This window comes from Streptomyces sp. NPDC026589 (assembly GCF_040638385.1).
GTDB lineage: Bacteria > Actinomycetota > Actinomycetes > Streptomycetales > Streptomycetaceae > Streptomyces.
Genome location: NZ_JBEZYG010000030.1, coordinates 1 through 23440 on the forward strand (window position 1 = coordinate 1; position 23440 = coordinate 23440).

At 70.4% G+C, this 23440-nt stretch carries 22 protein-coding genes; 5 read left to right on the forward strand and 17 right to left on the reverse strand.

Annotated elements, in window-relative coordinates; translation table 11 throughout:
* Positions 1 to 140: 140 nt before the first annotated feature.
* Positions 141 to 2105, reverse strand: a complete 1965-nt coding sequence (locus AB0F29_RS35555) for a TnsA endonuclease N-terminal domain-containing protein (protein WP_361881290.1) — start codon at positions 2103 to 2105, stop codon at positions 141 to 143.
* Positions 2106 to 2280: 175 nt separating this feature from the next.
* Between AB0F29_RS35555 and AB0F29_RS35560 the strand changes: the two genes are divergently transcribed.
* Complete coding sequence (locus AB0F29_RS35560) at positions 2281 to 2904, forward strand: hypothetical protein (RefSeq protein ID WP_361881293.1); 624 nt, start codon at positions 2281 to 2283, stop codon at positions 2902 to 2904.
* Positions 2905 to 3067: 163 nt separating this feature from the next.
* On the opposite strand, the gene AB0F29_RS35565 is transcribed toward AB0F29_RS35560, so the two are convergent.
* From AB0F29_RS35565 to AB0F29_RS35575, 3 genes are all read right to left on the reverse strand, one after another.
* Positions 3068 to 3928, reverse strand: a complete 861-nt coding sequence (locus AB0F29_RS35565; RefSeq protein WP_361881511.1) for an endonuclease NucS domain-containing protein — start codon at positions 3926 to 3928, stop codon at positions 3068 to 3070.
* A 934-nt stretch (positions 3929 to 4862) separates the two neighbouring features.
* Positions 4863 to 6191: a class I SAM-dependent RNA methyltransferase gene (locus tag AB0F29_RS35570; RefSeq protein ID WP_361881295.1), complete on the reverse strand. Its 1329-nt coding sequence runs from the start codon at positions 6189 to 6191 to the stop codon at positions 4863 to 4865.
* A 161-nt stretch (positions 6192 to 6352) separates the two neighbouring features.
* Positions 6353 to 8401, reverse strand: coding sequence for an APC family permease (locus AB0F29_RS35575; protein ID WP_361881298.1), 2049 nt, complete (start codon positions 8399 to 8401; stop codon positions 6353 to 6355).
* Between the two features lie 322 nt (positions 8402 to 8723).
* Between AB0F29_RS35575 and AB0F29_RS35580 the strand changes: the two genes are divergently transcribed.
* On the forward strand, positions 8724 to 9392 hold the full coding sequence (locus AB0F29_RS35580) for a TrkA family potassium uptake protein (protein WP_007454533.1): 669 nt from the start codon (positions 8724 to 8726) through the stop codon (positions 9390 to 9392).
* Entirely contained in the window at positions 9392 to 10069 is a 678-nt protein-coding gene (locus tag AB0F29_RS35585) for a TrkA family potassium uptake protein (protein WP_018957047.1), read from the forward strand. The genes AB0F29_RS35580 and AB0F29_RS35585 overlap by 1 nt, the downstream gene beginning before the upstream one ends.
* A gap of 110 nt (positions 10070 to 10179) precedes the next feature.
* Here the strand turns inward: AB0F29_RS35585 and AB0F29_RS35590 are convergent, their stop codons facing one another.
* The 8 genes from AB0F29_RS35590 to AB0F29_RS35625 form a co-directional block, all read right to left on the reverse strand.
* On the reverse strand, positions 10180 to 10971 hold the full coding sequence (locus AB0F29_RS35590; RefSeq protein ID WP_361881302.1) for a DUF3159 domain-containing protein: 792 nt from the start codon (positions 10969 to 10971) through the stop codon (positions 10180 to 10182).
* A gap of 3 nt (positions 10972 to 10974) precedes the next feature.
* On the reverse strand, positions 10975 to 11400 hold the full coding sequence (locus AB0F29_RS35595) for an OB-fold nucleic acid binding domain-containing protein (protein WP_176739446.1): 426 nt from the start codon (positions 11398 to 11400) through the stop codon (positions 10975 to 10977).
* Positions 11401 to 11476: 76 nt separating this feature from the next.
* Positions 11477 to 12172, reverse strand: a complete 696-nt coding sequence (locus AB0F29_RS35600; protein ID WP_026290367.1) for a response regulator — start codon at positions 12170 to 12172, stop codon at positions 11477 to 11479.
* A gap of 121 nt (positions 12173 to 12293) precedes the next feature.
* On the reverse strand, positions 12294 to 14837 hold the full coding sequence (locus tag AB0F29_RS35605) for a sensor histidine kinase KdpD (protein ID WP_361881305.1): 2544 nt from the start codon (positions 14835 to 14837) through the stop codon (positions 12294 to 12296).
* Between the two features lie 180 nt (positions 14838 to 15017).
* Complete coding sequence (locus AB0F29_RS35610; RefSeq protein ID WP_361881308.1) at positions 15018 to 15752, reverse strand: ABC transporter ATP-binding protein; 735 nt, start codon at positions 15750 to 15752, stop codon at positions 15018 to 15020.
* Between the two features lie 149 nt (positions 15753 to 15901).
* Entirely contained in the window at positions 15902 to 16675 is a 774-nt protein-coding gene (locus AB0F29_RS35615; RefSeq protein ID WP_361881311.1) for a DUF3710 domain-containing protein, read from the reverse strand.
* A 1-nt stretch (position 16676) separates the two neighbouring features.
* A complete protein-coding gene (gene dut / locus AB0F29_RS35620) occupies positions 16677 to 17207 on the reverse strand; it encodes a dUTP diphosphatase (protein WP_361881314.1) in 531 nt (176 codons plus the stop codon).
* On the reverse strand, positions 17204 to 17788 hold the full coding sequence (locus tag AB0F29_RS35625; protein ID WP_026290368.1) for a PaaI family thioesterase: 585 nt from the start codon (positions 17786 to 17788) through the stop codon (positions 17204 to 17206). The genes dut and AB0F29_RS35625 overlap by 4 nt, the downstream gene beginning before the upstream one ends.
* A 58-nt stretch (positions 17789 to 17846) precedes the next feature.
* Here AB0F29_RS35625 and AB0F29_RS35630 point away from each other — a divergent pair, with 58 nt between their 5' ends.
* A complete protein-coding gene (locus AB0F29_RS35630; protein WP_018957056.1) occupies positions 17847 to 18305 on the forward strand; it encodes a DUF3093 domain-containing protein in 459 nt (152 codons plus the stop codon).
* A gap of 76 nt (positions 18306 to 18381) precedes the next feature.
* Here AB0F29_RS35630 and AB0F29_RS35635 read toward each other — a convergent pair whose 3' ends face one another.
* The 4 genes from AB0F29_RS35635 to AB0F29_RS35650 all read right to left on the reverse strand — a co-directional run bounded on the left by AB0F29_RS35635 (position 18382) and on the right by AB0F29_RS35650 (position 21954).
* Complete coding sequence (locus AB0F29_RS35635; RefSeq protein ID WP_361881318.1) at positions 18382 to 19335, reverse strand: hypothetical protein; 954 nt, start codon at positions 19333 to 19335, stop codon at positions 18382 to 18384.
* A 13-nt stretch (positions 19336 to 19348) separates the two neighbouring features.
* Positions 19349 to 19645 (reverse strand): DUF4193 domain-containing protein, encoded by a 297-nt coding sequence (locus AB0F29_RS35640; RefSeq protein ID WP_003965732.1) that lies wholly within the window; start codon positions 19643 to 19645, stop codon positions 19349 to 19351.
* A gap of 405 nt (positions 19646 to 20050) precedes the next feature.
* The gene (locus tag AB0F29_RS35645) at positions 20051 to 21295 is read right to left on the reverse strand and encodes an ATP-binding protein (protein WP_361881321.1); all 1245 of its coding nucleotides are present in this window, start codon (positions 21293 to 21295) and stop codon (positions 20051 to 20053) included.
* 5 nt (positions 21296 to 21300) lie between these two features.
* Positions 21301 to 21954: a response regulator transcription factor gene (locus tag AB0F29_RS35650; RefSeq protein ID WP_003965735.1), complete on the reverse strand. Its 654-nt coding sequence runs from the start codon at positions 21952 to 21954 to the stop codon at positions 21301 to 21303.
* 384 nt (positions 21955 to 22338) lie between these two features.
* Between AB0F29_RS35650 and AB0F29_RS35655 the strand changes: the two genes are divergently transcribed.
* Positions 22339 to 22512: a hypothetical protein gene (locus AB0F29_RS35655; RefSeq protein ID WP_169808550.1), complete on the forward strand. Its 174-nt coding sequence runs from the start codon at positions 22339 to 22341 to the stop codon at positions 22510 to 22512.
* A 104-nt stretch (positions 22513 to 22616) separates the two neighbouring features.
* Here the strand turns inward: AB0F29_RS35655 and AB0F29_RS35660 are convergent, their stop codons facing one another.
* Entirely contained in the window at positions 22617 to 23417 is an 801-nt protein-coding gene (locus AB0F29_RS35660) for an inositol monophosphatase family protein (protein WP_361881325.1), read from the reverse strand.
* Positions 23418 to 23440 lie beyond the last annotated feature (23 nt).

Consider the following 23440-nt stretch of genomic DNA (forward strand, 5'->3'; position numbering starts at 1 on the left):
CCCGGAGCGGAGCGCAGGGGCCTGCCCAGTTACCCACCGGCCTTTTGAATTCCGGAGGAATTGTTTCAAAGCCCGTAGGGGTTTATCGCCCGCCGGTTACGGCGGGCACCCCCACATGCTCGTCTCGCGGCGCCTGGTAGTCACCCGGCATTCCAGCGGGCAATCAGCTGCTCCTTCCAGCCCTTGGGCGGGGGCCAGGGAACGCCCCAGTCGGCAAGTTGCTTACGACTCCAGCCTCCCGCGGGAGAGCGGGAAGCCTCGATGTCCTCTGGCGAGGGCAGGACGACGGGCCGGGCCCTACCTTCGACGGAGCGATCCCCGCCGGGCCCCTCGGAGATCTCCGTGGCCGCTGCCGGCCTGACCCCCGCTCGGTCCGCTGCTGGGCTCGCGCGCAGCCGGAAGGGGCTGGTACGCCACTGCCACTCCCTGCTGAAGATGAGCGCGGCCAGGTCCAGCGAACCGATCGGGAGCACGCCCGCTGCGGCACGGATCTGCGGCCAGCTCAGTTCGTGCCCCGCGGCCAGAGCGAGGGCCAGTGCGTCCTCCAGGCCCGGGTCGACCGCCTGGTGTTCGAGGAGCCGGCGCGTGCGATATCCGTCCGTAGCCACCAGGCCCCAGCCGCGGACGCGGCAGAAGTCGGCGGCGGCACGGTACTTGGCGACGTTGATGGCCATCGCCATCTCGTACACCGGCTTGACCTCGATGAGGACGCAGCTACCGTCTGCGGTCGCAGCGAGCAGGTCCGGGTAGTAGGTGCGCTGTCGCCCCTCGTATTCGTAGCTGACGGCCAGCGGCTGTTCCTGGTAGTAGGTGATCTGCGAGGCGAAGCTGAGCAGTTGAATGACGCGCAGTTCCGTCTCGGACTCGTACGACACGGCCCGGTCGAGCTTGGGACAGTGCCATGCTCCGAAACGTCCGCGGGTGAGGTTCTCCTCTTCGCGGAGCGTTTCCAGTTCGGCTCGTGGTGGCGCCGGACGGCGATCACCGAACCAGTCCACCTCTGCGGCCACTGCTGCCCACCGCCGCGTCGAGCGGTCGATGCGGCCCTCTCGCACCGCCTCCCGGCGCGCCTCGTCGTGGCGCAAAGTGCGTATGGTCGACGCTTCTGCTGCGAGGTTCTCCGCACGGACCTTGTCGGCACCGGCCAGCCGCGCCAGCAAAGGCACCGCCTGCCGGGGAGTAACGGACGGCAGCAGCACGTCCGCCAGGTCGAGCAGCCGTTCCGCGGCCGGCGGCTGAGCCCCGGGCCCCTCTCGACCCATGCAGCTCAGCTCGCCCAACACCTGCCGCAGCCTCCGGGACGCCGGAGCGGTATTGCGCACGAGACGGCGGATCGCCCTGGTCTGCAGCTGGCGGACCCGCTCCCGGGAGACGCCGAGGCTCTCGGCGGCTGTCTCCAGCGTCTGCGCCGGCTGATCGTGAAGCCCAAGGCGACGGCCGAGTACGTCGCGATCCCGCGGCTCGGCCAACTCGTCCACCGCTGCGGCGACCAGTTCCCGCAGCACCAACACCGTGTCGGGGTCACGCGCCTCGATCAGGGGCCAGTCGCTCGTCAGATGCACGGCACCAGGACAGACACACTCCAGCAGCCAGTCGTCCAGAAGGAGCGTGCCCGCTTGCCCCCACAGTCGTCGGGCTGCTGTCCGGCGAGCGGTCTCATCGGCTGCGGCCAAGTCCCACACGACCTGCCGGCCAAGGAAGGCTTCGCGCCGCTCGGGCCGCAGCACATGTCCCGTGGCAGCCTCCCAGTCCGCCAGCACCCCGGCCGCCCGGCCCGCCAGATCCTCCGCCGGCACATCGCGGGAGTCCGACGTGCTGCGCAGCGCCCGGCGATCCTGGTGCCGGCGAGCAACCGCCACGCTTCGCCACGGGTACGACGGCTCGCGGTCCAGACGCGTCCTCAGCCACTCAATCGGGTCGTCAACGAGCGCGCCGTCCTCTGGCACCGACAGATCCACCCGTGCACTGATCGCGGCCGGGGTACGGCCGTGGCGCTCTGCCAGTTGCGCCAGATCCAGCCCTTCGACTACGCCCGCGACAAGCCTTTCGTCCTCCGCCTCGCTCCAGGCATGGCCACGCCGAGATCCGGGTACCTCGTCCGGCACGTCTCTCCCTTACCGCTCTGACGGCCGCGCGTGCATATTTCACCCGAGGGGTTGCACGCTCGCAGCCATCTGCTCCAGCGATTAAATGTGCCCCGCCCGCTCCCATCCTGTCCACCGCATCCCCATACATCACAGGCCCTGCCCTACGCCCGCCAGAGTCGGCGAGAATCGATTCATGCCCCTCCCGCACCCTGCCGAGAGCGTCTACCGCAAAGTCACCGTCGAATTCGGCCGTGAAGCCTTCGCCAGCCAGGACCCGGCAACCCGACGCGCCCCGATTCCGGACGAGTGGCTCGACGCCCCGCCCGACGCCGATCTCCGCGAAACATCCCTCATCCGCGCCCCCGACCGGTACACCGACGGATTGCTACGCATGGCCTCCCTGGCAGCGCTCGTCCCAGGGGATCAATTCTCGCTCTGGGTGTTCCTGCGCAGCCGCGACGGCCAGCCTTTCGTCATGGACCGTCACGGAGTCACGGGAAAGAGCGTCGGAAACCAGGCGCTGGGGCCTCTGGTCAATCTTCAGGTGTACGCCACGAATCCACAGGGGCTTTACGAAGGAAAGTCACACGGCCTGTGTGTGCACGAGAAGTGGCTGAGCCCCGAGCATGACCTTCTCACTCTCCGCGACCTCGTTCCGCTCTACCTTCAAGACCCGGGATACGGCGATTGGACAGGCTCGGGCTGGTGCAGCAAATGCGCCGGATACGCGGTGCGGAGGCTGAACGAGGAACAGTTCGCCCACTACTGGGCGAGCGTGCAGGCCGCTCACGTCGCCTTGTCCGGCGGGCTTCGGTAGATCTGGGCGGCAATATAGCGGTGGATCCCCGGTTACCGAAACCGGGGATCCACCGAATACTTATAGCTCCACCGCCACTACCTGACCGCCTTCGAAGGGACGCATCGCGACAGACGACAACTTGATCAGGCAAGCGCAGCTGGTCTTGGGGGCCATTACTCGTTCACGCCGCGGCGTAGCTCAGCCGGAACAGGTCCTGAGCACGCTCTAGGTCCCGTTCAGTGCGCAGCTGCACCTCCAGGTCGCCCGTGCCGTGGTGACCGAGCCCCGTCACGTCCCGGGTGAATCCGGGAGTGAGATCGACGCTTTTCGGGTCGGCCTTCAGGTAGACGAGCAACTTGGTCTGCTGGGGCGGGATGACGCAGGCGAAATTCCGCAGCCTCTGGTAGGCGGCGTACTGCTTGCGCTGAACTCGCGTGATGCCATCTCCCAGGCCGCGGAGCGTCTCGTCCGCAGCCACGGCCAGCTCCGCCATCGCGCCGGTCTGCCGCTGGAGCGCCTGTGGCGCGTCCATGTGCGCGTGACGGCGAGTGCGCCGGTTCGCCGCACCCGACTTGCCGGTGACGGAGACCACCGTCTCCAGGCTGACGTGGTCGCTGCCGTAGTACCGGTAGCGGACCAGGTCGATGCTTCGACGGTGCTCGCGCACAGCGTGCGCGTCGTAGCGGGTGAAGTCGCCGGCAACACAGATCAGGCGGGGGGCGCTCCACAGGACCTGCGCTGCGGTCGGCACTCCGAGCCTGTCGCGGACCAGGCTGTCGAAGGCGCTCCGGTGCCGGGTGAGCCACGACAGGTAGTAAAGGCCCTGGTTGATCACGCCGGCATCCGTGCCGCGCTTGTACTCAACGATGACCGGCGCACCGTTCTCGTCAATCCCGAGCGAGTCGATCCGCCCGCCCTCGACGCAGTCGATCACGTACTCGCTCGCCAGGAACTGCACCCCCAGCATCGTCTCCATGTGCGCCTCGATAAGGCTCTGCATATCCGCCTCGACGTCGGCAAGACGCGGAGTGACCTCAGTCACGCCGCCTTTCGTTGTATGGAACAGCTTCACGCCCGACTTCCCCCCTCGGCTAGGAGATCAACAACGTCGGGCAGGTGCAGATTTGTTTCCGCACGAGGCCATGAGGCCGTGAAGAAGACGTGTGGATGCTCTCCCTGCTCACCCGTTGCACCGGGCAGCACACTGTCCGAAACCCAGCACGGGCGTTCCCATCCCATCCCAGCACGGGAAAAGACCAAGGGCCCGACTCCGAAGAGTCGGACCCTATCTGACCTGCATGTTTGCCAGATTAGCGACGTGGCGATATGTCACCCGCTACACATCGAAGCGGAACTCCACCACGTCTGCGTCCTGCATGACGTAGCCCTGCCCTCATACGGTCTCGCCTCTGACTCGGCGACCGAGCCAGCCTCGACCAGGCCGGGAAGGAGATGACCTCGACCTCGGCCTTACTGGAGCCCTTCTGGACGTCGGTGCGGATCACGCCAGCCGCCTCGGGCCGGTGGTCACAGGAGACGAGCAAGTTGCACCCGTAAAGGGCCTGCTTACACCATTCCGATGTACGAGCGAGCCTCACGGCTGCTCCGCAGAAATGCCGACGGCTTCCGAGAAGGAGACCGCCGCTCGAACTCTCCTCGGGCTCATGCCTCGGCCGTAAATACCTGGAACCCACCCAACCAGAGGCACCCCGTACGGTTTACAGGCACGCCAGGCTTGGCGACGTCTTCGACCAACACGCAAAGGCACACCGGGCAACCAACCCACCACCGGGATCAAGGAAGGCCGCCTGCCAACCCGCCCGAGGGTGGGTCGGCAGGCGGCTTTCCCTACCTGATTACTCGTCAGAGCGTGCGTCAAACGTGCGTCAGAAGGGCCCAACGTGCGTCGAATATGCGTCAAGATATCGCCCGTAACGCCCACAGCGCACATAATGCACACTCGGCGAAACAGCAGGTCAGGCGCCCTTTGCAGCAGGCTCAAGGATCGCGACGCACTCGACGTGATGCGTCATCGGAAACAGATCGAACGCCCGCAGCGTCCGCACCTTGTACCCCCCGTCCCGGAAGTACGCCAGGTCCCGTGCCAGCGCCGCCGGGTCGCAGGCCACGTAGGCGATCTTGCGTGCGCCCAGCCCCGCCAGGTGCTTGACCACCTGCTTGCCCGCGCCCGCGCGCGGCGGGTCCAGGACGATCAGGTCGCACTCCGTGATGCCGGTGCGGGGCAGGACCTGGTCGACCTTGCCGTGTTCGATACGGACCCGGTCCAGGTCCTTCAGGTTGTGGCGGGCGTCCTCGACCGCGCGCTTGCCGGACTCGATGCCGAGTACCGCGCCCTTCTCGCCGAGGCGCTGGCCGATGGCTCCGGCGAACAGGCCGACGCCGCAGTAGAGGTCGAGAGCGGTGTCGTTCTTGCGGGGCAGCAGGCCCTGCATGACCGCGCGGACCAGGGTGTTGGCCGCCTGCGGGTGGACCTGCCAGAAGCCGCCGGAGCCGACGCGGTAGGTGCGGTCGTCGGCGCGCTCGCGGACGAAGGCGCGGCCGTGGACGCGGTGGACGCCGCCGTCCTTCTCGTCGACGCGGAGCACGGAGACCGGCTTGTCGAGTTCCACCAAGGGGAGCCGGCCGCCGGGATTCGGGGTAAGGATGACCTGGCGGTCGTGGGAGCCGGTGGCGGTGATGGCCTCCACCCCGGCGATCTGGGGCCACTCGCGCTTCTCGACGCCGAGCTCCGAGACGCCCGGCGCGGCGATCAGGCAGCGGTCGATCGGCTGGACGTCGTGCGAGCGGTGCTTGCGCAGGCCCGCGCGGCCGTCGGCGTCGACGGCGTACTGGACACGGGTGCGCCAGGCCGGCACCTCGCCCGCGGGGAGCTTGTCGCCCTCGGCCGGCATGACCGTGCCGTCCCAGCCGGCCTCCTCGGGGGTGAGGCCGGCCAGCCGCAGGAGCTGCTCGGCGATGACCTCGCCCTTGAGGCGGCGCTGCGCGCCCGGCTTGGCGTGCTGCCAGTCGCAGCCGCCGCACATGCCGGGTCCGGCGTACGGGCAGGGCGCCTCGACGCGGTCCTTGGACGGCTCGATGATCCGTACCGCGTCGGCCCGCAGGAAGCGGGAGTCCGTGTCGCCGTCGGTGACCTTGGCGATGATCTTCTCGCCGGGGAGCGTGTGGCGTACGAAGAGCACCTGGTTCTCGGCGGTGCGGGCGATGCAGTGACCGCCGTGTGCGACGGGCCCGACCTCGACCTCGTACTCCTCCCCGACCAGCGACGACGTGGGTTCGTTCTGCATGAGGGGAGGCTCCAGGGAGAAAGGGGGCAAACGGCCGGGCCTGCGGCCGGACGACAGCCCACCAGTCTACGTGGGCGCGGCGAGGGTGCCGACCACGCCCGGCCCCCGCCGCCTCGCGCCTTCCGGACGGGGGCCGGGCGTCCGGAAGGCATCGGCCGGTCTCACCTCTTGCGGTTCGGCTCCTTGTGCCTCCGCTCCACCGGGCCCCGGCGGACCGAGCCCGGGGCGCTCCAGTCGGCGCGCTTGCGGGCCCGCTTCTTCGCCGCCTCGGAGGACTGGAGCTGGTACGGGACGGAGGTCACCATGACGCCCGGGGTGAAGAGCAGGCGGCCCTTCAGGCGCAGGGCGCTCTGGTTGTGCAGCAGGTGTTCATACCAGTGGCCGACCACGTACTCGGGGATGTAGACGCTGACCACGTCGCGTGGACTCTGGCGGCGCAGACCCTTCACGTACTCGATGACCGGGCGGGTCACCTCGCGGTAGGGCGAGTCGAGGATCTTGAGGGGGACGTTGATGGCGCGCCGTTCCCAGTCCTCGCGCAGCGCCTTCGTCTCGTCCGGGTCGACGCTGATGGAGAGCGCCTCCAGGTGGTCGGCGCGGATCAGCTGGGCGTAGGCGAGCGCGCGCAGGGTGGGGCGGTGGAGCTTGGACACGAGGACGATGGCGTGGACGCGGGAGGGGCGCACGCTCTCGTCCGCGGGCGTCTCGTCGGCGGCGATCTCGGCGGCGACCCGGTCGTAATGCTTCCGGATCGCGGTCATCGTGCCGTAGAAGATGACCATGCCGAGCAGGGCCACCCAGGCGCCGTGGGTGAACTTGGTGGCGAGGACGATCACCAGGACCATGCCGCAGAAGAAGGCGCCGAAGGCGTTGATCGCGCGGGAGCGGACCATGTGGCGGCGTTTGGCCTGATCCCGTTCGTCGGTCAGCAGGCGGTTCCAGTGCCGCACCATGCCGGTCTGGCTGAGGGTGAAGGAGACGAACACCCCGACGATGTAGAGCTGGATCAGCTTCGTGGAGTCGGCTCCGTAGATCCAGACGAGCAGGATCGCCGCGCCGGCCAACAGCACGATGCCGTTGGAGAAGGCGAGGCGGTCGCCGCGCGTGTGCAGCTGGCGCGGCAGGTAGCGGTCCTGGGCGAGGATCGAGCCGAGCAGCGGGAAGCCGTTGTACGCGGTGTTGGCGGCGAGGAAGAGGACCAGGGCGGTGGCGGCCGCGAGGACCATGAAGAGGAAGGAACCGTGGCCGAAGACCGCCTCGGCGACCTGGGCGATGACCGGGTCCTGGGTGAAGCCCGCGCCGACCGGGACGCCGTCGCGGATCAGGTCGGCCGCCGGGTTCTCGGCCATCTTGACGTCGGTGGCCAGGGCCAGGCCGATGATGCCGCAGAACATGGTGACGGCTAGCAGCCCCATCATGGCGAGCGTGGTCGCGGCGTTCTTGCTCTTCGGCTTCCGGAAGGCGGGCACGCCGTTGCTGATCGCCTCGACCCCGGTGAGGGCGGCGCAGCCGGAGGAGAAGGCCCGCAGGAGGAGGAAGACGAGCGCGAAGCCGGCCAGCCCCTCGTGTTCGGGCTTGATCTCCAGGTCGGCGGTGGGGGCGTGCATCGCGTCTCCGAGGACCACTCCCCGGAACGCGCCCCACAGGATCATGAGGAAGACGCCGGCCACGAAGAGGTAGGTGGGAATGGCGAAGAGCTTCCCGGACTCCTTGACGCCGCGCAGGTTCATCAGGGTGAGCAGGACGATGGCGCCGACGGCGCAGAGCGTCTTGTGCTCGATGACGAACGGGATCGCCGAGCCGAGGTTCTCGACGCCGGAGGAGATCGAGACGGCGACGGTGAGGACGTAGTCGACGAGCAGGGCGCTGGCGACGGTCAGTCCGGACTTGGGGCCGAGGTTGGTGGTCGCGACCTCGTAGTCGCCGCCGCCGCTCGGGTAGGCGCGGACGTTCTGCCGGTAGGAGGCGACGACCGTGAACATGAGGACGACGACCGCGACGGCGATCCAGGGGCTGAAGTGGTACGCCGACACTCCCGCGATGGACAGCACGAGGAGGACTTCTCCCGGCGCGTAGGCCACCGAGGACAACGGGTCGGACGCGAAGACGGGGAGTGCGATGCGCTTGGGGAGGAGGGTCTCCCCGAGCTTGTCGCTGCGCAACGCCCGGCCGATCAGGATCCGTTTGGGCAGGTCGGTCAGTTTGGACACGCTGAGGATCGTAAGCGGAGCCCGTGGCCGAAACGCACGCCCTTTCGACGTGGCCCCGCAATCTCCTGCGGTCGGCGGAGAACGCCCCGTCATTCTTTAACGCAATCCTTGCGCCCGTTCGGCCTATTTTGCTCTCCCTTTGCCGGAGTGCGCGAGGATGCGGACACTCGGATGAGGGATCGACTTCCCCGGCGCTTAAGCTCGACTCCGGGCCGCGCCGCGGGTGTGTGTCCCGTTGGTTGCCCAGCAAGCTGAGAGAGAAGTGTGAGCAGCGTGTTTTCGCAGGTCAGCCGGATGACCAGGACGGCGGGGTAGGCGCACAGTGCACATCGTCATCATGGGCTGCGGGCGCGTCGGAGCCGCTCTCGCACAGACCCTGGAACAGCAGGGGCACACCGTCGCGGTGATCGACCAGGACCCCACGGCGTTCCGTCGCCTCGGGTCCGGATTCGGCGGTCGCCGGGTCACCGGGGTCGGCTTCGACCAGGACACCCTCCGCGAGGCGGGCATCGAGGACGCCGGGGCGTTCGCCGCGGTCAGCAGCGGCGACAACTCGAACATCATCGCGGCCCGGGTGGCCCGCGAGATGTTCTCCATCGAGAACGTCGCCGCGCGGATCTACGACCCCCGCCGCGCCGAGGTCTACCAGCGTCTCGGCATCCCCACCGTGGCGACGGTCCGCTGGACGGCGGACCAGATGCTGCGGCGGCTGCTGCCTTCGGGCGCCGAGCCCCTGTGGCGTGATCCGAGCGGGGGTGTGCAGCTCGCCGAGGTGCACACGACGCCGTCCTGGATCGGCCACAAGATCAGCACGCTCCAGGAGGAGACGGGGGTCCGTGTCGCCTTCCTCACCCGGTTGGGCGAGGCCATACTGCCGAGCTCGCAGACCGTCCTCCAGGAGGGCGACCTGGTCCACGTGATGATGCGTACGGACGAGATCGCCAAGGTCGAAGAGGCCTTCGCCCAGGGTCCCGAGGAGGACGGTCACTGATGCGTGTGTCGATTGCCGGGGCGGGCGCGGTGGGCCGTTCCATCGCCGCCGAGCTGCTGGAGAACGGGCACGAGGTGCTGCTGATCGACAAGGCGCCGACCGCCATCTCGGTGGAGCGGGTCCCGATGGCCGAGTGGTTGCTCGCGGACGCGTGTGAGATCACGTCGCTGGACGAGGCGGCGCTGCAGCGGTGCAACGTGGTGATCGCCGCGACCGGGGACGACAAGGTCAACCTGGTCGTCTCGCTGCTCGCCAAGACCGAGTACGGCGTGCCGCGCGTGGTGGCCCGGGTGAACAACCCGAAGAACGAGTGGCTGTTCAACGAGTCCTGGGGCGTGGACGTCGCGGTCTCGACGCCACGTCTGATGTCGGCCCTGGTCGAGGAGGCGGTGAGCGTCGGCGATCTGGTCCGGCTGCTGCGCTTCAGCCACGGCGACGCCAACCTGGTGGAGCTGACCCTGCCGCCGGAGTCGGCGCTGGCCGGCACCCGGGTCGGGGACGTCGCCTGGCCCGAGGACACCTCACTGGTGACGATCATCCGGGGTACGCGGGTGCTGACGCCGAGCCCCGAGGAGTCCCTGGAGGCCGGTGACGAGCTGCTGTTCGTGGCCGCCCAGGCGCGCGAGGAGCAGTTGGAGGACCTGTTGTCGGTCCGCCGCGATCCTTCGGAGGAGTGACCGGCAGAACCGGAGGACTGGCCGGCAGAGCGATGGGAAGGGGCCCGGAACCGCTGAGCGGTTCCGGGCCCCTTCCTCTGGGATGCCAGGTGTACGCGTACGTGTACGGGTCAGGCGTCCGGGTCGCGGAGCGCCGCGGCGGCCTGGGCCTTGCGCTCCTTCTCGGCCTGTTCCTCGGCCTCCATCTCGGCGAATACGTCGATGGGCGCCGGCGCCTTCGCGAGGAAGACCCAGGTCAGATACACCGCCAGCAGGAACGGCGGGATCTTCAGCGCGATGAGGACCCAGCCGAACTCGGTGGTGTCGGCCCACCAGTAGAGCGGGAAGAGGATCGCGCACTTGGCGAGCAGGATGAAGCCCCAGGCGTAACTGGCCTTGGTGTACGCCTTCTTCCGTCCCGGGTTACGGGTCCGCCAGGAGAGGTTCTCCTTGAAGACCGGGCCGAGGATCAGGCCGATCAGCGGCACCCCGGCCACCGCGGTGCCGATGTAGGCGACCGCGAGGCCCAGGGTGTAGAGCATGCCCGGCAGGTAGAAGTCCTTGGCGTCGCCCGTCATCTTGGCGAAGAGAACGCCGAAGGCCACCCCGAAGACGCCGCTGAAGGCGTGCTTGACGGTGTCCCGGCGGATCAGCCGGACGGCGACGAGGGCCAGGGAGACCGCCAGGGCCGCGATGGCCGAGGCGTTCAGGTTCTTGTTGATGGTGAAGATCGTGACGAAAAGCAGCCCGGGGAGGACTGTCTCCACCATGCCGCGCACGCCGCCGAAGGCCTCGAAGAGGGCGGCCTCGGTGACGGCCTTCGCCTCGTCGCCCTGCTGGGCGGCGTGCCTCCCGCCGGCGTGCTGCGGGGCCGTACGGTGGGGCTGGTCCGTTTCGGACGTCGGCTTGTCGAGAGACGTCACCGGCTACTCCTTGGCGAGCGGTCGGAGTTCGTATGTGGGGTTGAACAGCACCCGGCGGCCATGGCTCATGGCGACCCGCCCCGAGGCGATGATCCTGCGGCCGGGCTCGATGCCGACGATGGAGCGACGGCCGAGCCAGACCACGTCCAGCGGCTCGGTGCCGTCGAAGAGCTCCGCCTCCAGGGCGGGCACTCCGGCCCGGGGACGGAGGGTGACGGTCCGCAACGTACCAGCCACCTTCACGATCTGCCGATCGGAGCACTCGGAGATCCGGGTGCACCCGGTGGCCTGCGCGTCCTCCTGCAGCTCCTGGGACTCCAGGTCCTCCTGGGAGCTGGAGAGCCGGTCGAGCATACGGCGGAAGCGCCCGGAAGGGCGCGCCGCCTTCCCGGCCTTCCCGGCTTTCTCGGATCGGGGAACAGCACTCATACCCGAAGGGTACCGGTCCTGCGGGCGGTACACGGAGGCCCTGGGCGACCACTCGAAAGGATGACCCGGGCGCCCGTCAGTCGCGCTCGAAGCGGTAGCCCATGCCCGGTTCGGTGACGAAGTGCCGGGGGTGCGAGGGGTCCGCCTCCAGCTTGCGGCGCAGCTGGGCCATGTAGACCCGCAGATAGTTGGTCTCGGTGCCGTAGGAGGGGCCCCAGACCTCCTGGAGGAGCTGCTTCTGGCTGACCAGACGGCCGCCGTTGCGGACGAGGACCTCCAGCAGATGCCATTCCGTGGGGGTAAGACGTACGTCGCGCCCGGACCGGTGCACCTTCTTCGCCGCCAGGTCGACGGTGAAGCCCGCCGTCTCGACCAGCGCGATGTCCTCGGCGCCGCCCTCCTGACCGACCGGTTCCGCCCGGCGGACCGAGGCGCGCAGCCGGGCCAGCAGCTCGTCCATGCCGAACGGCTTGGTGACGTAGTCGTCCGCCCCGGCGTCCAGGGCCTCCACCTTCTCGTCGGAGGTGTGGCGGGCGGAGAGTACGAGGATGGGCACCCGGGTCCAGCCGCGCAGGCCCCTGATCACCTCGACACCGTCCATGTCGGGCAGCCCGAGGTCGAGGAGGACGACGTCGGGGTGGCGGGCGGCGGCGAGCTGGAGGGCGGTCGCCCCGTCGGGCGCGGCGTCGACCTCGTACTGGCGCGCCTTCAGGTTGATCACGAGGGCGCGGACGATCTGCGGCTCGTCGTCGACCACAAGCACCCTGGTCATCGCGGACCTGCCTTTCTGCTGCACGGGGAGGAGGGAAGAACCCTGTTGTACGGGGAGACGGAGGGACATGCGTGGAGGCGGGCCGCGTACGCCCCGGGGCGTCCCGGCCCGCGGGGACCTGTCATGAGGTGGCCCGGGCCGGCAGCTCGGCCTCCGTCCGGACGCCGCCCGGCGCCGCGGTGAGGGTCAGGACCATGGTCAGCCCGCCGCCGGGAGTGTCCTCGGCGTCGAGGGTGCCGCCCATGGCCTCGGCGAAGCCCCGGGAGACGGCGAGGCCGAGGCCCACACCGGCGCCGCGCGGGGCGTCCCCGTACCGCTGGAAGGGCTCGAAGATCCGTTCCTTGGCCTCGTCGGGCACACCCCGGCCGCGGTCCACGACCCGTAGCTCGACCCGGCCGCCGAGGGCGCTGGCGGCCACGGCGACGGGCTCCTGGCCGGGGTTGTACTTGACGGCGTTCTCGACGATGTTGGCGACGACCCGCTCCAGGAGCCCCGGGTCGACGGCGACCATCGGCAGCGTCTCGGGGATGTCGAGGTCGACGCTGCCCTCCGGGACGCCGCCGAGCGCCATGGGGACCACCTCGTCGAGGTCGATCTCGCGGATCAGCGGGGTCACGGTGCCGGTCTGGAGGCGGGACATGTCCAGCAGGTTGCCGACCAGGTGGTCCAGCCGGTCGGCGCCGTCCTCGATGCCTTCCAGGAGCTCCGCCTCGTCCTCGTCGGACCAGGCCACGTCGTCGGAGCGCAGCGAGCTGACGGCGGCCTTGATGGAGGCCAGCGGGGTGCGCAGGTCGTGGCTGACGGCGGCGAGCAGGGCGGTCCTGATCCGGTTGCCCTCGGCGAGCCTGCGGGCCTGCTCGGCCTCCCCGACCAGGCGCTGGCGGTCCAGGACGACGGCGGCCTGGGCGGCGAACGCGCCGAGCACCCGGCGGTCCTCGGCGGGCAGCACCCGGCCCGACAGCGCGAGGGCCATGTTGTCGCCGACCGGCATGTCCACGTCGGCGTCGTCGGGGCGGGTGACCGGGGCCGGCCCGACGGATCCGGCGCAGGTCCACGGTTCGACGTCGCTGCTGCGCTCCAGCAGGGCGACGGACTCCATCGCGAAGGTCTCGCGGACCCGTTCCAGCAGGGCGTCCAGAGCGGTCTCGCCGCGCAGCACACTGCCCGCGAGGAAGGAGAGGATCTCCGACTCGGCGCGCAGCCGTGCGGCCTGGTGGGTGCGCCGGGCCGCGAGGTCGACCACGGAGGAGACCGCCACCGCCACCGCGAAGAAGATCACGATGGCGACGAGGTTCTCCGGGTCCTGGACGGTCAGGGTGTGGGTGGGCGGGGTGAACCAGTAGTTCAGCAGCAGGCTTCCGACGGCCGCCGAGGCGAGTGCGGGCCGCAGTCCGCCGAGCAGGGCGGCGGCCACCGTCAGGAAGAGGAAGAGCAGGACGTCGTTGGCGAGGCCGGGGGCGTCCTCCATGCCGCGCAGCACCACCGCGAGCAGGACGGGGCCGACGACGCCGACGAGCCAGCCCCAGATGATCCGGGCGCGGCCGAGCCGGGCGCCGCGGGCCATGGGCAGGCCGCGGCCCTTGGCGACCTCCTCGTGGGTCACGATGTGGACGTCGAGGTCGGGTCCCGACTCGCGGGCGACGGTCGCGCCGACCCCGGGGCCGTAGATGTACTGCCAGGTCTTGCGGCGGCTGGAGCCCAGCACGATCTGGGTGGAGTTGACGCCGCGGGCGAACTCCAGCAGGGCGGCCGGTATGTCGTCGCCGATGACGTGGTGGAAGGTGCCGCCGAGGTCCTCGACCAGGGTGCGCTGGACGGCCAGCTCCTTCGGGGACGCCGAGGTCAGGCCGTCGCTGCGGGCGATGTAGACGGCGAGGATCTCGCTGCCGGAGCCCTTGGCCGCCATCCGGGAGGCACGGCGGATGAGGGTGCGGCCCTCGGGCCCGCCGGTCAGTCCGACGACGATGCGCTCGCGGGCCTGCCAGGTGGTGCGGATGTTGTGCTCGCCCCGGTACTGCTGGAGGTACTCGTCGACCCGGTCGGCGACCCAGAGCAGGGCCAGCTCGCGCAGGGCGGTGAGGTTGCCGGGGCGGAAGTAGTTCGAGAGGGCCGCGTCCATCTTGTCGGGCCGGTAGATGTTGCCGTGCGCCATCCGGCGGCGCAGCGCCTGGGGCGACATGTCGACCAGCTCGATCTGGTCGGCCCGGCGCACCACCTCGTCGGGCACCGTCTCCCGCTGCCGGACCCCCGTGATCGACTCCACGACGTCGCCCAGCGACTCCAGGTGCTGGATGTTGACCGTGGATATGACGTCGATCCCGGCCTTGAGGAGTTCCTCGACGTCCTGCCAGCGCTTGGCGTTGCGCGAGCCGGGCACGTTGGTGTGGGCCAGCTCGTCCACCAGCGCCACCGCCGGGGCCCGCTCCAGGACCGCGTCCACGTTCATCTCGGTGAAGACGGTGCCCCGGTACTCCAGCTCCTGGCGCGGCAGCAGCTCCAGCCCGTGCAGCATGACCTCGGTCCGCGGCCGGTCGTGGTGCTCCACGAACGCCACCACACAGTCGGTCCCGCGCTCGACCCTGCGATGGGCCTCGGAGAGCATCGCGTACGTCTTGCCGACGCCCGGTGCCGCGCCGAGATAGATCCGGAGTGTGCCGCGTCCCATGGCCCCATTGTCTTCTTCCGTCCGGCCCTGTCGTGTGGGGGGCCGGTGGCGCCCGGTGCGGCTGCCGTCCTCGACGCTACTCCGCCGGGGGGCCTGGTTCGGTCCCGGGAGTGCAGGTGGGGGGCGTATTGACGGAACTCTGATGCGCGTCGGGGCGGCGGCGGGGGCGCTGCGGGAAGGTCAGCCGTGTTCGACGATGTGGCCGTCGCTCAGCTCCAGGACCCGGTCGGCGAGGCCCAACAGCTGGGGGTCGTGGGTGGCGACGAGGGCGGTGACGTTCTCGCTGCGGACGACCGCGCGGAGCAGTTCCATCACGGCGAGCCCGGTCTCGGCGTCGAGCTGTCCGGTGGGCTCGTCGGCGATCAGGAGGGCGGGGCGGTTGGCGAGGGCGCGGGCGATGGCGACGCGCTGCTGCTGGCCGCCGGAGAGCTCGCCGGGGCGCTGTTCGGCGTGGTCGGCGAGGCCGACGAGGGAGAGCAGCAGGGCGACCCGCTCGTCGCGCTCGGCCGGGTCGGCCTTGCGCAGCCGCAGGGGTACGCCGACGTTCTCGGCGGCGGTCAGGATGGGGATGAGGCCGAAGGACTGGAAGATGAAGCCGACCCGGTCCCTGCGCAGCTCCAGGAGCCCCTTCTCGCCGAGCCCCGACAGCTCGGTGCCGTCGACGGTGATCCGGCCGCCGTCCGGGGTGTCCAGGCCGCCGACCAGGTTGAGCAGGGTGGTCTTGCCGGAGCCGGAGCGGCCCTTGAGCGCGACCAGCTCGCCGCGGGGTATCTCGAACGAGACCCCGCGCAGGGCGTGCACGGCCGCCGCTCCGCTTCCGTACGAGCGGTGCAGGTCCTCGACCGCGACCATGACCGTGCGGGCCGGGTCCTCGGCCAGGGCCGTGCCGGACTGCCCGCTGGTGCTCTCGGTCATCATGCTCCCCCGTACTCACGTGCCCACGTGGCTGCGTCGTCGCCCGCCAGTATGTGCGTGCGACGCACGGCCGGGCAATGGCCGGTGGGCCGCACCCGAGGAAAGGGTGCGGCCCACCGGCCTGTACCGCTCAGTGCCGCGGCGTGCCGCTAGCGGACCTCGGTGATCTCGGGTCCGCGCTGGAGCTGCCCCATGCCGCCGGAGAACTTCGAGCCCTCCTGCTCATCCTGCTGCACGCCCTCGGGCACCATCTGGGCGTCGTTGGGGAGCTTGAGGACGATCGGGTCGCGGGGGGCCATCGGGCCGTCGCCGCGGACGACCACGGTGTCCCGGAAGACCGTCTCCAGCAGCCCGGCGGCCTCCGGCTGGACGGCGCCCTGGCCGGAGATCACTCCGCGCAGGAACCAGCGCGGCCCGTCGACGCCGACGAAGCGCACGAGCTGCACGCCGCCCGTGCCGTCCGGAAGCTGTACGGGGACCTGCGCGCGCAGCTCCCAGCCCAGCGGGCCCTCGACCTCGTCGATGATGCCGCCCTGCTGGGTGATGCCCGAGGCGATCTCGTCGCGGACTTCGCCCCAGATGCCCTCTTTCTTGGGGGCGGCGAAGGCCTGCAGCTGGACCGCGCTGTCGCGCAGCACCACGGTGGCGGCGACGATCGCGTCCCCGGCCACCTCGACGCGCAGCTCCATGCCCTCGACCCCGGGGACGAAGATGCCGCCCAGGTCGACCCGGCCCTCGCCGGGCTGGGTGACCTCGGTGCTGTCCCAGGGTCCGTCCGGCCTGGGGGCCGGCGGAAGGTTCATCCGACGGGTGCCCTTGGCGGCGCCGTCACCGCCCTCGGGCTCGTCGGCGACCTGCTCGGCCTCGCGCACCTCGTCCGCCGCGTCCTCGGCGGAACCACTCTTCTTGCGACGTCCGAACACGTCACTGTCCTTCCCGGTCGGATACGACCGAAGCGTAGCTGTTCCCACCGTGGGTGATCCCGCCCTCGGCGCCGTCCACCGACGCGTGGCCGCCGGTGGACCCGAAGCCCCCTTCGGCCCGCGCCGAGCCGGGAAGCTCCGCCACCTCGTGGAAGCGCACCTTCTCGACCTGCTGGACAACCAATTGGGCAATCCGGTCGAACCGTTCGAATCGCACGCTCTCGCGTGGATCGAGGTTGACCACGATCACCTTGATCTCCCCACGGTACCCGGCATCCACGGTCCCTGGGGCATTCACGAGGGCCACTCCGCAGCGGGCCGCGAGGCCGGAGCGCGGGTGAACGAAGGCTGCGTACCCGTCGGGCAGGGCGATCGACACCCCGGTGGGGAGCACCGCGCGCTCGCCGGGGGCGAGTTCCGCGGCCTCGGTGGTCACCAGGTCGGCCCCGGCGTCGCCCGGATGTCCGTAGGCCGGCATCGGCACGTCCGGGTCGAGCAGGCGGATCAGTACGTCGACGGGGCTGCGGGTCACGGGTTCACCTCGAAGGCGCGGGCGCGCCTGACCTGGTCGGGGTCGGACATGGCGGCCTGGATCTCGGCGGGCCTGCCGTTGTCGATGAAGTGGTCGACCTTGACCTCGATGAAGAGGGCGTCGGCCCGGACCGCGACGGGCCCGTCGGGGCCGCCGATCCGGCCGGTGGCGGTGGAGTAGATCTTCCGGCCGTGCACGGCGGTGATCCGGGCGTCGAGGTGCAGCACGGTGTCCACGGGGACGGGGCGGACGAAGTCGGTCTCCAGCCGTCCGGTCACCGCGATCGTGCGCAGCAGCCAGTTCAGCGAGCCGAGGGTCTCGTCCAGCGCCGTGGCGAGCACGCCGCCGTGGGCGAGGCCGGGGGCGCCCTGGTGGGCGGGCTGCACGGTGAACTCGGCGGTCACGCTGACGCCCTCACCGGCCCGCGCCATCAGGTGCAGTCCGTGCGGCTGTCCTCCGCCGCAGCCGAAACAGTGTTCGTAGTGCGCTCCGAGGAGTTCGCCGGGGGCGGGCGCGTCGGGGTGCCGGTCCGGCGCGACGGCGTCTGGCGGGGGTGTCAGAGCTGCTGATGTTCCACTCACAGGCGCAGACCTTACCCGCGCGGCAGTCCGCCGGTCGCGCCGTGCCAAGCTTGGTTCCATGCAGCCTTCCGCACCGCCCTTCGACGAACGTCTCACCGCGCCCCGCTCCTGGTGGTTCATCGCCTTCGGGGTCGGTGTCGCCTGTGCTCTGATGCTTCTGCCGCTGGGCACTCTGCCGCTGCTCGCCGGGCTGGCCGGCGGCACGGTCGCCGCCGCGCTCCTGGTGAGCAGCTACGGCTCCGCCCGGATCCGGGTGGTGGCGGGGGCGCTCGTCGCCGGCGACGCCCGGATTCCGCTGTCGGCGCTCGGCCGGCCTGAGGTTCTGGACGCCGAGGAAGCGCGGGCCTGGCGCACGCACAAGGCCGACGCCCGTGCGTTCATGCTGCTGCGCGGATATGTGGAGACGGCGGTGCGGGTGGAGGTCACGGACCCGGACGACCCGACTCCGTACGTCTACCTCTCGACCCGGAACCCGCAGGGCCTGGCGGCGGCGCTGAGCACCGTCCCGACCGCCTGAGCGGACGACGCGGGCGGGGGCTCCGGACCCGGTGCGGGTCCAGGGGCCGCGTGCGGGTTCAAGGGCCCTTCATCGCTCAGGGGCCCTCGATCTCCTTGGGCAGCTCGGCCGGGTTCGGGGGCTGCTCCAGCGGGGGCAGCGCGGGCAGCCGGTCCCAGGGGATCGGGTCCTTGCGCAGGTCGTTCCTGATCCGGTCGGCGAGCTTGCGGGTGTCGCGGCGGTTCATCGTGGCGCCGACGGCGGCGCCGATCATGAACGGGATCAGGTTGGGCAGATTGCGCGCCATGCGCTTCATGATCTGCTGGCGCAGTTCGCGCTTCATCTGACCGCCCAGCGCGGCGTTGAGCGTGGTGGGGCGGGTGATGTCGATGCCGCGCTCCTCCGTCCACGACGTCAGATACGCGGTGCTGCGCTGGCCGAGATTGCCGGGGGGTCGGCGGCCGTAGACCTCGTGGAGCTCGGCGACGAGCTTCATCTCGATCGCGGCGACGCCGGTCACCTCCGCCGCCAGCTCGGCGATCATGGCGGGCGGTACGGGCATCATGGCGGCGGCCCCGATGCCCGCGCCGACGGTCGCGGTGGCCCGGCAGGCTCCCGTGACCAGCTTGTCGGCCAGTTCCTCGGGTCCCAGCCCGGGGAACTGCTTCCGCAGGGTCGCGAGGTCGCGCACCGGCACGCGCGGGGCCGTATCGATGATGCGGTCGGCCAGCTGTCCGGCCAGTGCCTTCGCGCCCTCCCGGCCCTTGCGTACACCCCGTTTCATCGCGTGCAGGCGGCCCCCGGTCGTGGGCTCCGCCCGACCCTGCTCTCCGGGCCGGTCCGGCGACGCTGCCGACCCGGCCACTTCGAGCGAGGCCGAACGGCCTCGCTCGTCGTCGAAACCGCCGGAGTGCTCCGGCGGGGCGGCGGACCGCTCGGCAGACGCGTTACCGCCTTCTGCCGGGCCTGTGCCGCCTGTACCGTCCTGGTTCGCCTCCGGGCCGTGCCGACGCCAGGGGCGCCGCTTCCGGAACGGTGTCTCGCCTGCCACGGCCGACCCGACCTCAGTCGCAGTCGCGGCAGATGGGCTGACCGTTCTTCTCGCGGGCCAGCTGGCTGCGGTGGTGCACCAGGAAGCAGCTCATGCAGGTGAACTCATCGGCCTGCTTGGGCAGCACCCGGACGGCCAGCTCCTCGTTGGAGAGGTCCGCGCCGGGCAGCTCGAGTCCCTCGGCCGCGTCGAATTCGTCGACGTCGACGGCGGATGCCGTCTTGTCGCTCCGACGCGCCTTGAGCTCTTCGAGGCTGTCCTGGTCCACGTCGTCGTCGGTCTTGCGTGGGGTGTCGTAATCCGTTGCCATGTCGCTCTCCCCCTCTTGGGTGTCTACGGGTGTCTCAGCGCACGTAACGCGTGAGAGGCCGGACTTGTGCCCGACCTGAGGCGGAGATTTTGCCTCACATCAAGGTCTGTTACTCAATCGACACCCAACCGGGCGCCTCGACGAGGCTCGGCTTGGGTGGCGATGGGGACCGTACACGGTCCCGACTGCGCAGTTCACGGGTGCCACCCCGTGTACTTCCCGTGATAACGATCCCCGAAAACCTGGACGATTACCGGCTTTCCGGCGGAGTCGCGATCACGGAGCGTAGATGACCCGAAATTCGACTCTGTGATGGATCACACACGACCCGCCCGGGAACGGGTCCCGAAAATTCCGCCCAAAGCGAACATGAAGATTCGGTGCAGAGTCACATCGTGCAGCCTCTCAGACCGGCAGGGTGACGCGCATCACGAGACCACCGCCCTCGCGGGGCTCCGCGATGATACGGCCTCCGTGGGCTCGCGCGACGGACCGGGCGATCGACAGGCCGAGCCCGACCCCCTTGTCGCTGCCCGTGCGCTCCGTACGCAGCCGCCTGAAGGGCTCGAAGAGGTTGTCGATCTCGTAGGCCGGGACCACCGGTCCTGTGTTCGAGACGACAAGCAGGGCCTGCCCGTCCCGGGCCTCGGTGGCGACCTCCACCCAGCCGTCCTCGGGCACGTTGTAGCGCACGGCGTTCTGCACGAGGTTCAGCGCGATCCGCTCCAGCAGGACGCCGTTGCCCTGGACCACCGCCGTGACCCGCTCGCCTCGGACCTCGACCTTCTTCGCCACCGCCTCCGACCGGGCCTGGTCGATGGCGCGCTCGGCCACCTCCGCGAGGTCGACCGGCTTGCGCTCGACGATCTGGTTGTCGCTGCGGGCCAGCAGCAGGAGCCCCTCGACCAGCTGCTCGCTGCGCTCGTTGGTGGCCAGGAGGGTCTTGCCCAGCTGCTGCAGCTCCGGAGGAGCCTCCGGGTCGGAGAGATGGACCTCCAGCAGCGTGCGGTTGATCGCCAGCGGGGTGCGCAGTTCGTGCGAGGCGTTGCCGACGAACCGCTGCTGCGCGGTGAAGGCCCGCTCCAGCCGGTCCAGCATGTCGTCGAAGGTGTCCGCCAGCTCCTTCAGCTCGTCGTCCGGGCCGTCCAGCTCGATCCGCCGGGTGAGGTCCGTCCCGGCCACCCGGCGCGCGGTCCGGGTGATCCGGCCGAGCGGGGACAGCACGCGTCCGGCCATCGCGTAGCCGAAGGCGAAGGCGATCACGCTGAGACCGACCAGGGCGAGCAGCGAACGGTTGAGCAGGGTGTCCAGCGCGTGCTTGCGCTGGGACTCGTTGCACGCCTTGAGCGCGGCGTTCGCCTCGTCCGCCGAGAGGCCCGGCGTGAGGGCGGGGCAGGCGTTGTTGGTGAGCTGGATCTTGCTTTCGGGCAGCAGCTTGAACGGCAGATCCGTGCCCACGTGCAGCGCCTGCGCGGCCAGCATGTAGATGATCGACAGCAGCACGATGCCCGCGATCAGGAACATCCCGCCGTACAGCAGCGTGAGCCGTATCCGGATGGTCGGGCGCAGCCAGGGGTACGGGGGCTCCTGCTGCTTGGGCTCCCAGGTGGGCTTCGGAGGCGCCGCGGGGGGCCCGGGGGTGGCGGCCATGGTCCTCAGATCCGGTATCCGGAGCCCGGCACGGTGACGATGACGGGCGGTTCGCCGAGCTTGCGGCGGAGCGTCATGACCGTGACCCGCACCACGTTGGTGAAGGGGTCGGTGTTCTCGTCCCAGGCCTTCTCCAGCAGCTGTTCCGCCGAGACGACCGCGCCCTCGCTGCGCATGAGGACCTCCAGCACCGCGAACTCCTTCGGGGCGAGCTGGATCTCCACCTCGTCACGGAAGACCTCGCGGCGGTTCGGGTCGAGCTTGATGCCGGCGCGCTCCAGGACGGGCGGCAGCGCCACCGTCGTACGGCGGCCCAGCGCACGCACCCGGGCGGTCAGCTCGCTGAAGGCGAAGGGCTTGGGCAGATAGTCGTCGGCGCCCAGCTCCAAGCCCTCGACCCGGTCGCTGACGTCGCCCGACGCGGTGAGCATGAGCACCCTGGTGGGCATGCCGAGCTCGACGATCCTGCGGCAGACGTCGTCCCCGTGCACGACCGGGAGGTCCCGGTCCAGCACGACGACGTCGTAGTCGTTGACCCCGATGCGCTCCAGGGCCGCGGCACCGTCGTAGACGACGTCGACGGCCATGGCCTCCCGGCGCAGTCCGGTGGCCACCGCATCGGCGAGCAGCTGCTCGTCCTCGACGACGAGTACGCGCACAGCGCAGTCCTTCCTTCGGTCCTTCGATGGGTTCACAGAGCCGGCGGCCCACGCGGGGCCCGCCCGGACACGGGCAGCAATGGCCGACTGTGCGCCTCCATCCTGCCCGCAACACGCATAAACCGGCGGTAAGGCGGCGGTGGGGGTGGGCCTCCCGGCGGCTGCCCGCCGGGAAACCGGCGGATCTCCGGGCCAGTTGAGGTTTCTCGGAACCATGGCACGGGGAAGAGGGGTTCACACCCGCGATCACGCCTGTCACGTGGCATGCCACTGCTCGCTCCGTTTCCCCGGAGCGGCGGCGCGATCACCCGCTCCTCCGGCCCCCCGGCCGGGGGGATCCCGGGCACACCCCCGTGCCACCGACCCACGATGAGGGGGCGCATCATGGACGCTTTCACCGCAGGTCTGCTGCAGCGCATCAAGACGACCGAGACCGACCTCACCCGGGCGCGCGAGGACGGCGACGACTTCCTCGCGGACGTCGAGCAGGGCGAGCTGGACGATCTGCGCCGTCTCGCCGCCGAGCACGGCGTGGAGATCGGCGCCACCAGCGTCTGAGCCGTACGCCACGGGGCCCCGGACACCGTCATGGCGGTCCGGGGCCCCGTGGCGTGTACGGGGGCCTCAGGCCCCTCGCCAGGGCCTTCCCCGACGGGGCCCCGTCAGTCGTGCCAGGCGCCCAGCTCGTCGAGTGCGGCCTGCAGCGGCTCGAAGACGCCGGGGGTGGCGGCCACCGTCAGGTCCCCGTCGGCGGGCAGCCCCGGGCGACCGCCGGTCAGCGCGCCCGCCTCCCGGGCGATGAGGTCGCCCGCCGCCAGGTCCCAGGGGTGCAGCCCACGCTCGTAGTAGCCGTCCAGCCGGCCCGCCGCCACATCGCAGAGGTCGACGGCCGCCGAACCGCTGCGCCGGATGTCCCTGAGCCGGGGGATCAGCTGCTGGGCGATGTCCGCCTGGTGGGCACGGACGTGTCCGACGTAGTTGAAACCGGTCGAGACGAGCGCCTGGTCCAGCGGCGGGGCGGGCCGGCAGCGCAGGGCCTCGCCGTTCGCGAACGCGCCGCCGCCGAGGACCGCCCGGTAGGTCTCCCGGCGCATCGGGGCCTCGACGACGCCCACGACCCGCTCTCCGTCGCGCTCGGCGGCGATGGAGACCGCCCAGGTGGGCAGGCCGTACAGGTAGTTCACCGTGCCGTCGAGCGGGTCGATGACCCAGCGGATGCCGGTGCTGCCCGGGGAGCTGGCCCCCTCCTCGCCGAGGAAGCCGTCGTCGGGGCGGAAGTCGGAGAGGTAACCGGTGATCAGCTTCTCGGCGGCGATGTCCATCTCGGTGACCACGTCGATGGGGCTGGACTTGGTCGCGGCCACCCCCAGGTCGGCCGGGCGGCCGTCGCGCAGCAGGGCTCCGGCGCGGCGGGCGGCCTCAAGGGCGAGGTCGAGCAGTTCGGACAGTGCGGGGTCGGTCACGGTGCTCCCAGGGGGACTCGGCG

Bases quoted from the DNA above. Each gene is read 5' to 3' on its own strand.
- AB0F29_RS35645 (WP_361881321.1), bottom strand. From the start codon at position 21,295: ATGGCCGCCACCCCCGGGCCCCCCGCGGCGCCTCCGAAGCCCACCTGG.
- AB0F29_RS35585 (WP_018957047.1), top strand. From the start codon at position 9,392: ATGCGTGTGTCGATTGCCGGGGCGGGCGCGGTGGGCCGTTCCATCGCC.
- AB0F29_RS35595 (WP_176739446.1), bottom strand. From the start codon at position 11,400: ATGAGTGCTGTTCCCCGATCCGAGAAAGCCGGGAAGGCCGGGAAGGCG.
- AB0F29_RS35610 (WP_361881308.1), bottom strand. From the start codon at position 15,752: ATGACCGAGAGCACCAGCGGGCAGTCCGGCACGGCCCTGGCCGAGGAC.
- AB0F29_RS35600 (WP_026290367.1), bottom strand. From the start codon at position 12,172: ATGACCAGGGTGCTTGTGGTCGACGACGAGCCGCAGATCGTCCGCGCC.
- AB0F29_RS35655 (WP_169808550.1), top strand. From the start codon at position 22,339: ATGGACGCTTTCACCGCAGGTCTGCTGCAGCGCATCAAGACGACCGAG.
- AB0F29_RS35560 (WP_361881293.1), top strand. From the start codon at position 2,281: ATGCCCCTCCCGCACCCTGCCGAGAGCGTCTACCGCAAAGTCACCGTC.
- AB0F29_RS35640 (WP_003965732.1), bottom strand. From the start codon at position 19,645: ATGGCAACGGATTACGACACCCCACGCAAGACCGACGACGACGTGGAC.
- AB0F29_RS35605 (WP_361881305.1), bottom strand. From the start codon at position 14,837: ATGGGACGCGGCACACTCCGGATCTATCTCGGCGCGGCACCGGGCGTC.
- AB0F29_RS35630 (WP_018957056.1), top strand. From the start codon at position 17,847: ATGCAGCCTTCCGCACCGCCCTTCGACGAACGTCTCACCGCGCCCCGC.
- AB0F29_RS35570 (WP_361881295.1), bottom strand. From the start codon at position 6,191: ATGCAGAACGAACCCACGTCGTCGCTGGTCGGGGAGGAGTACGAGGTC.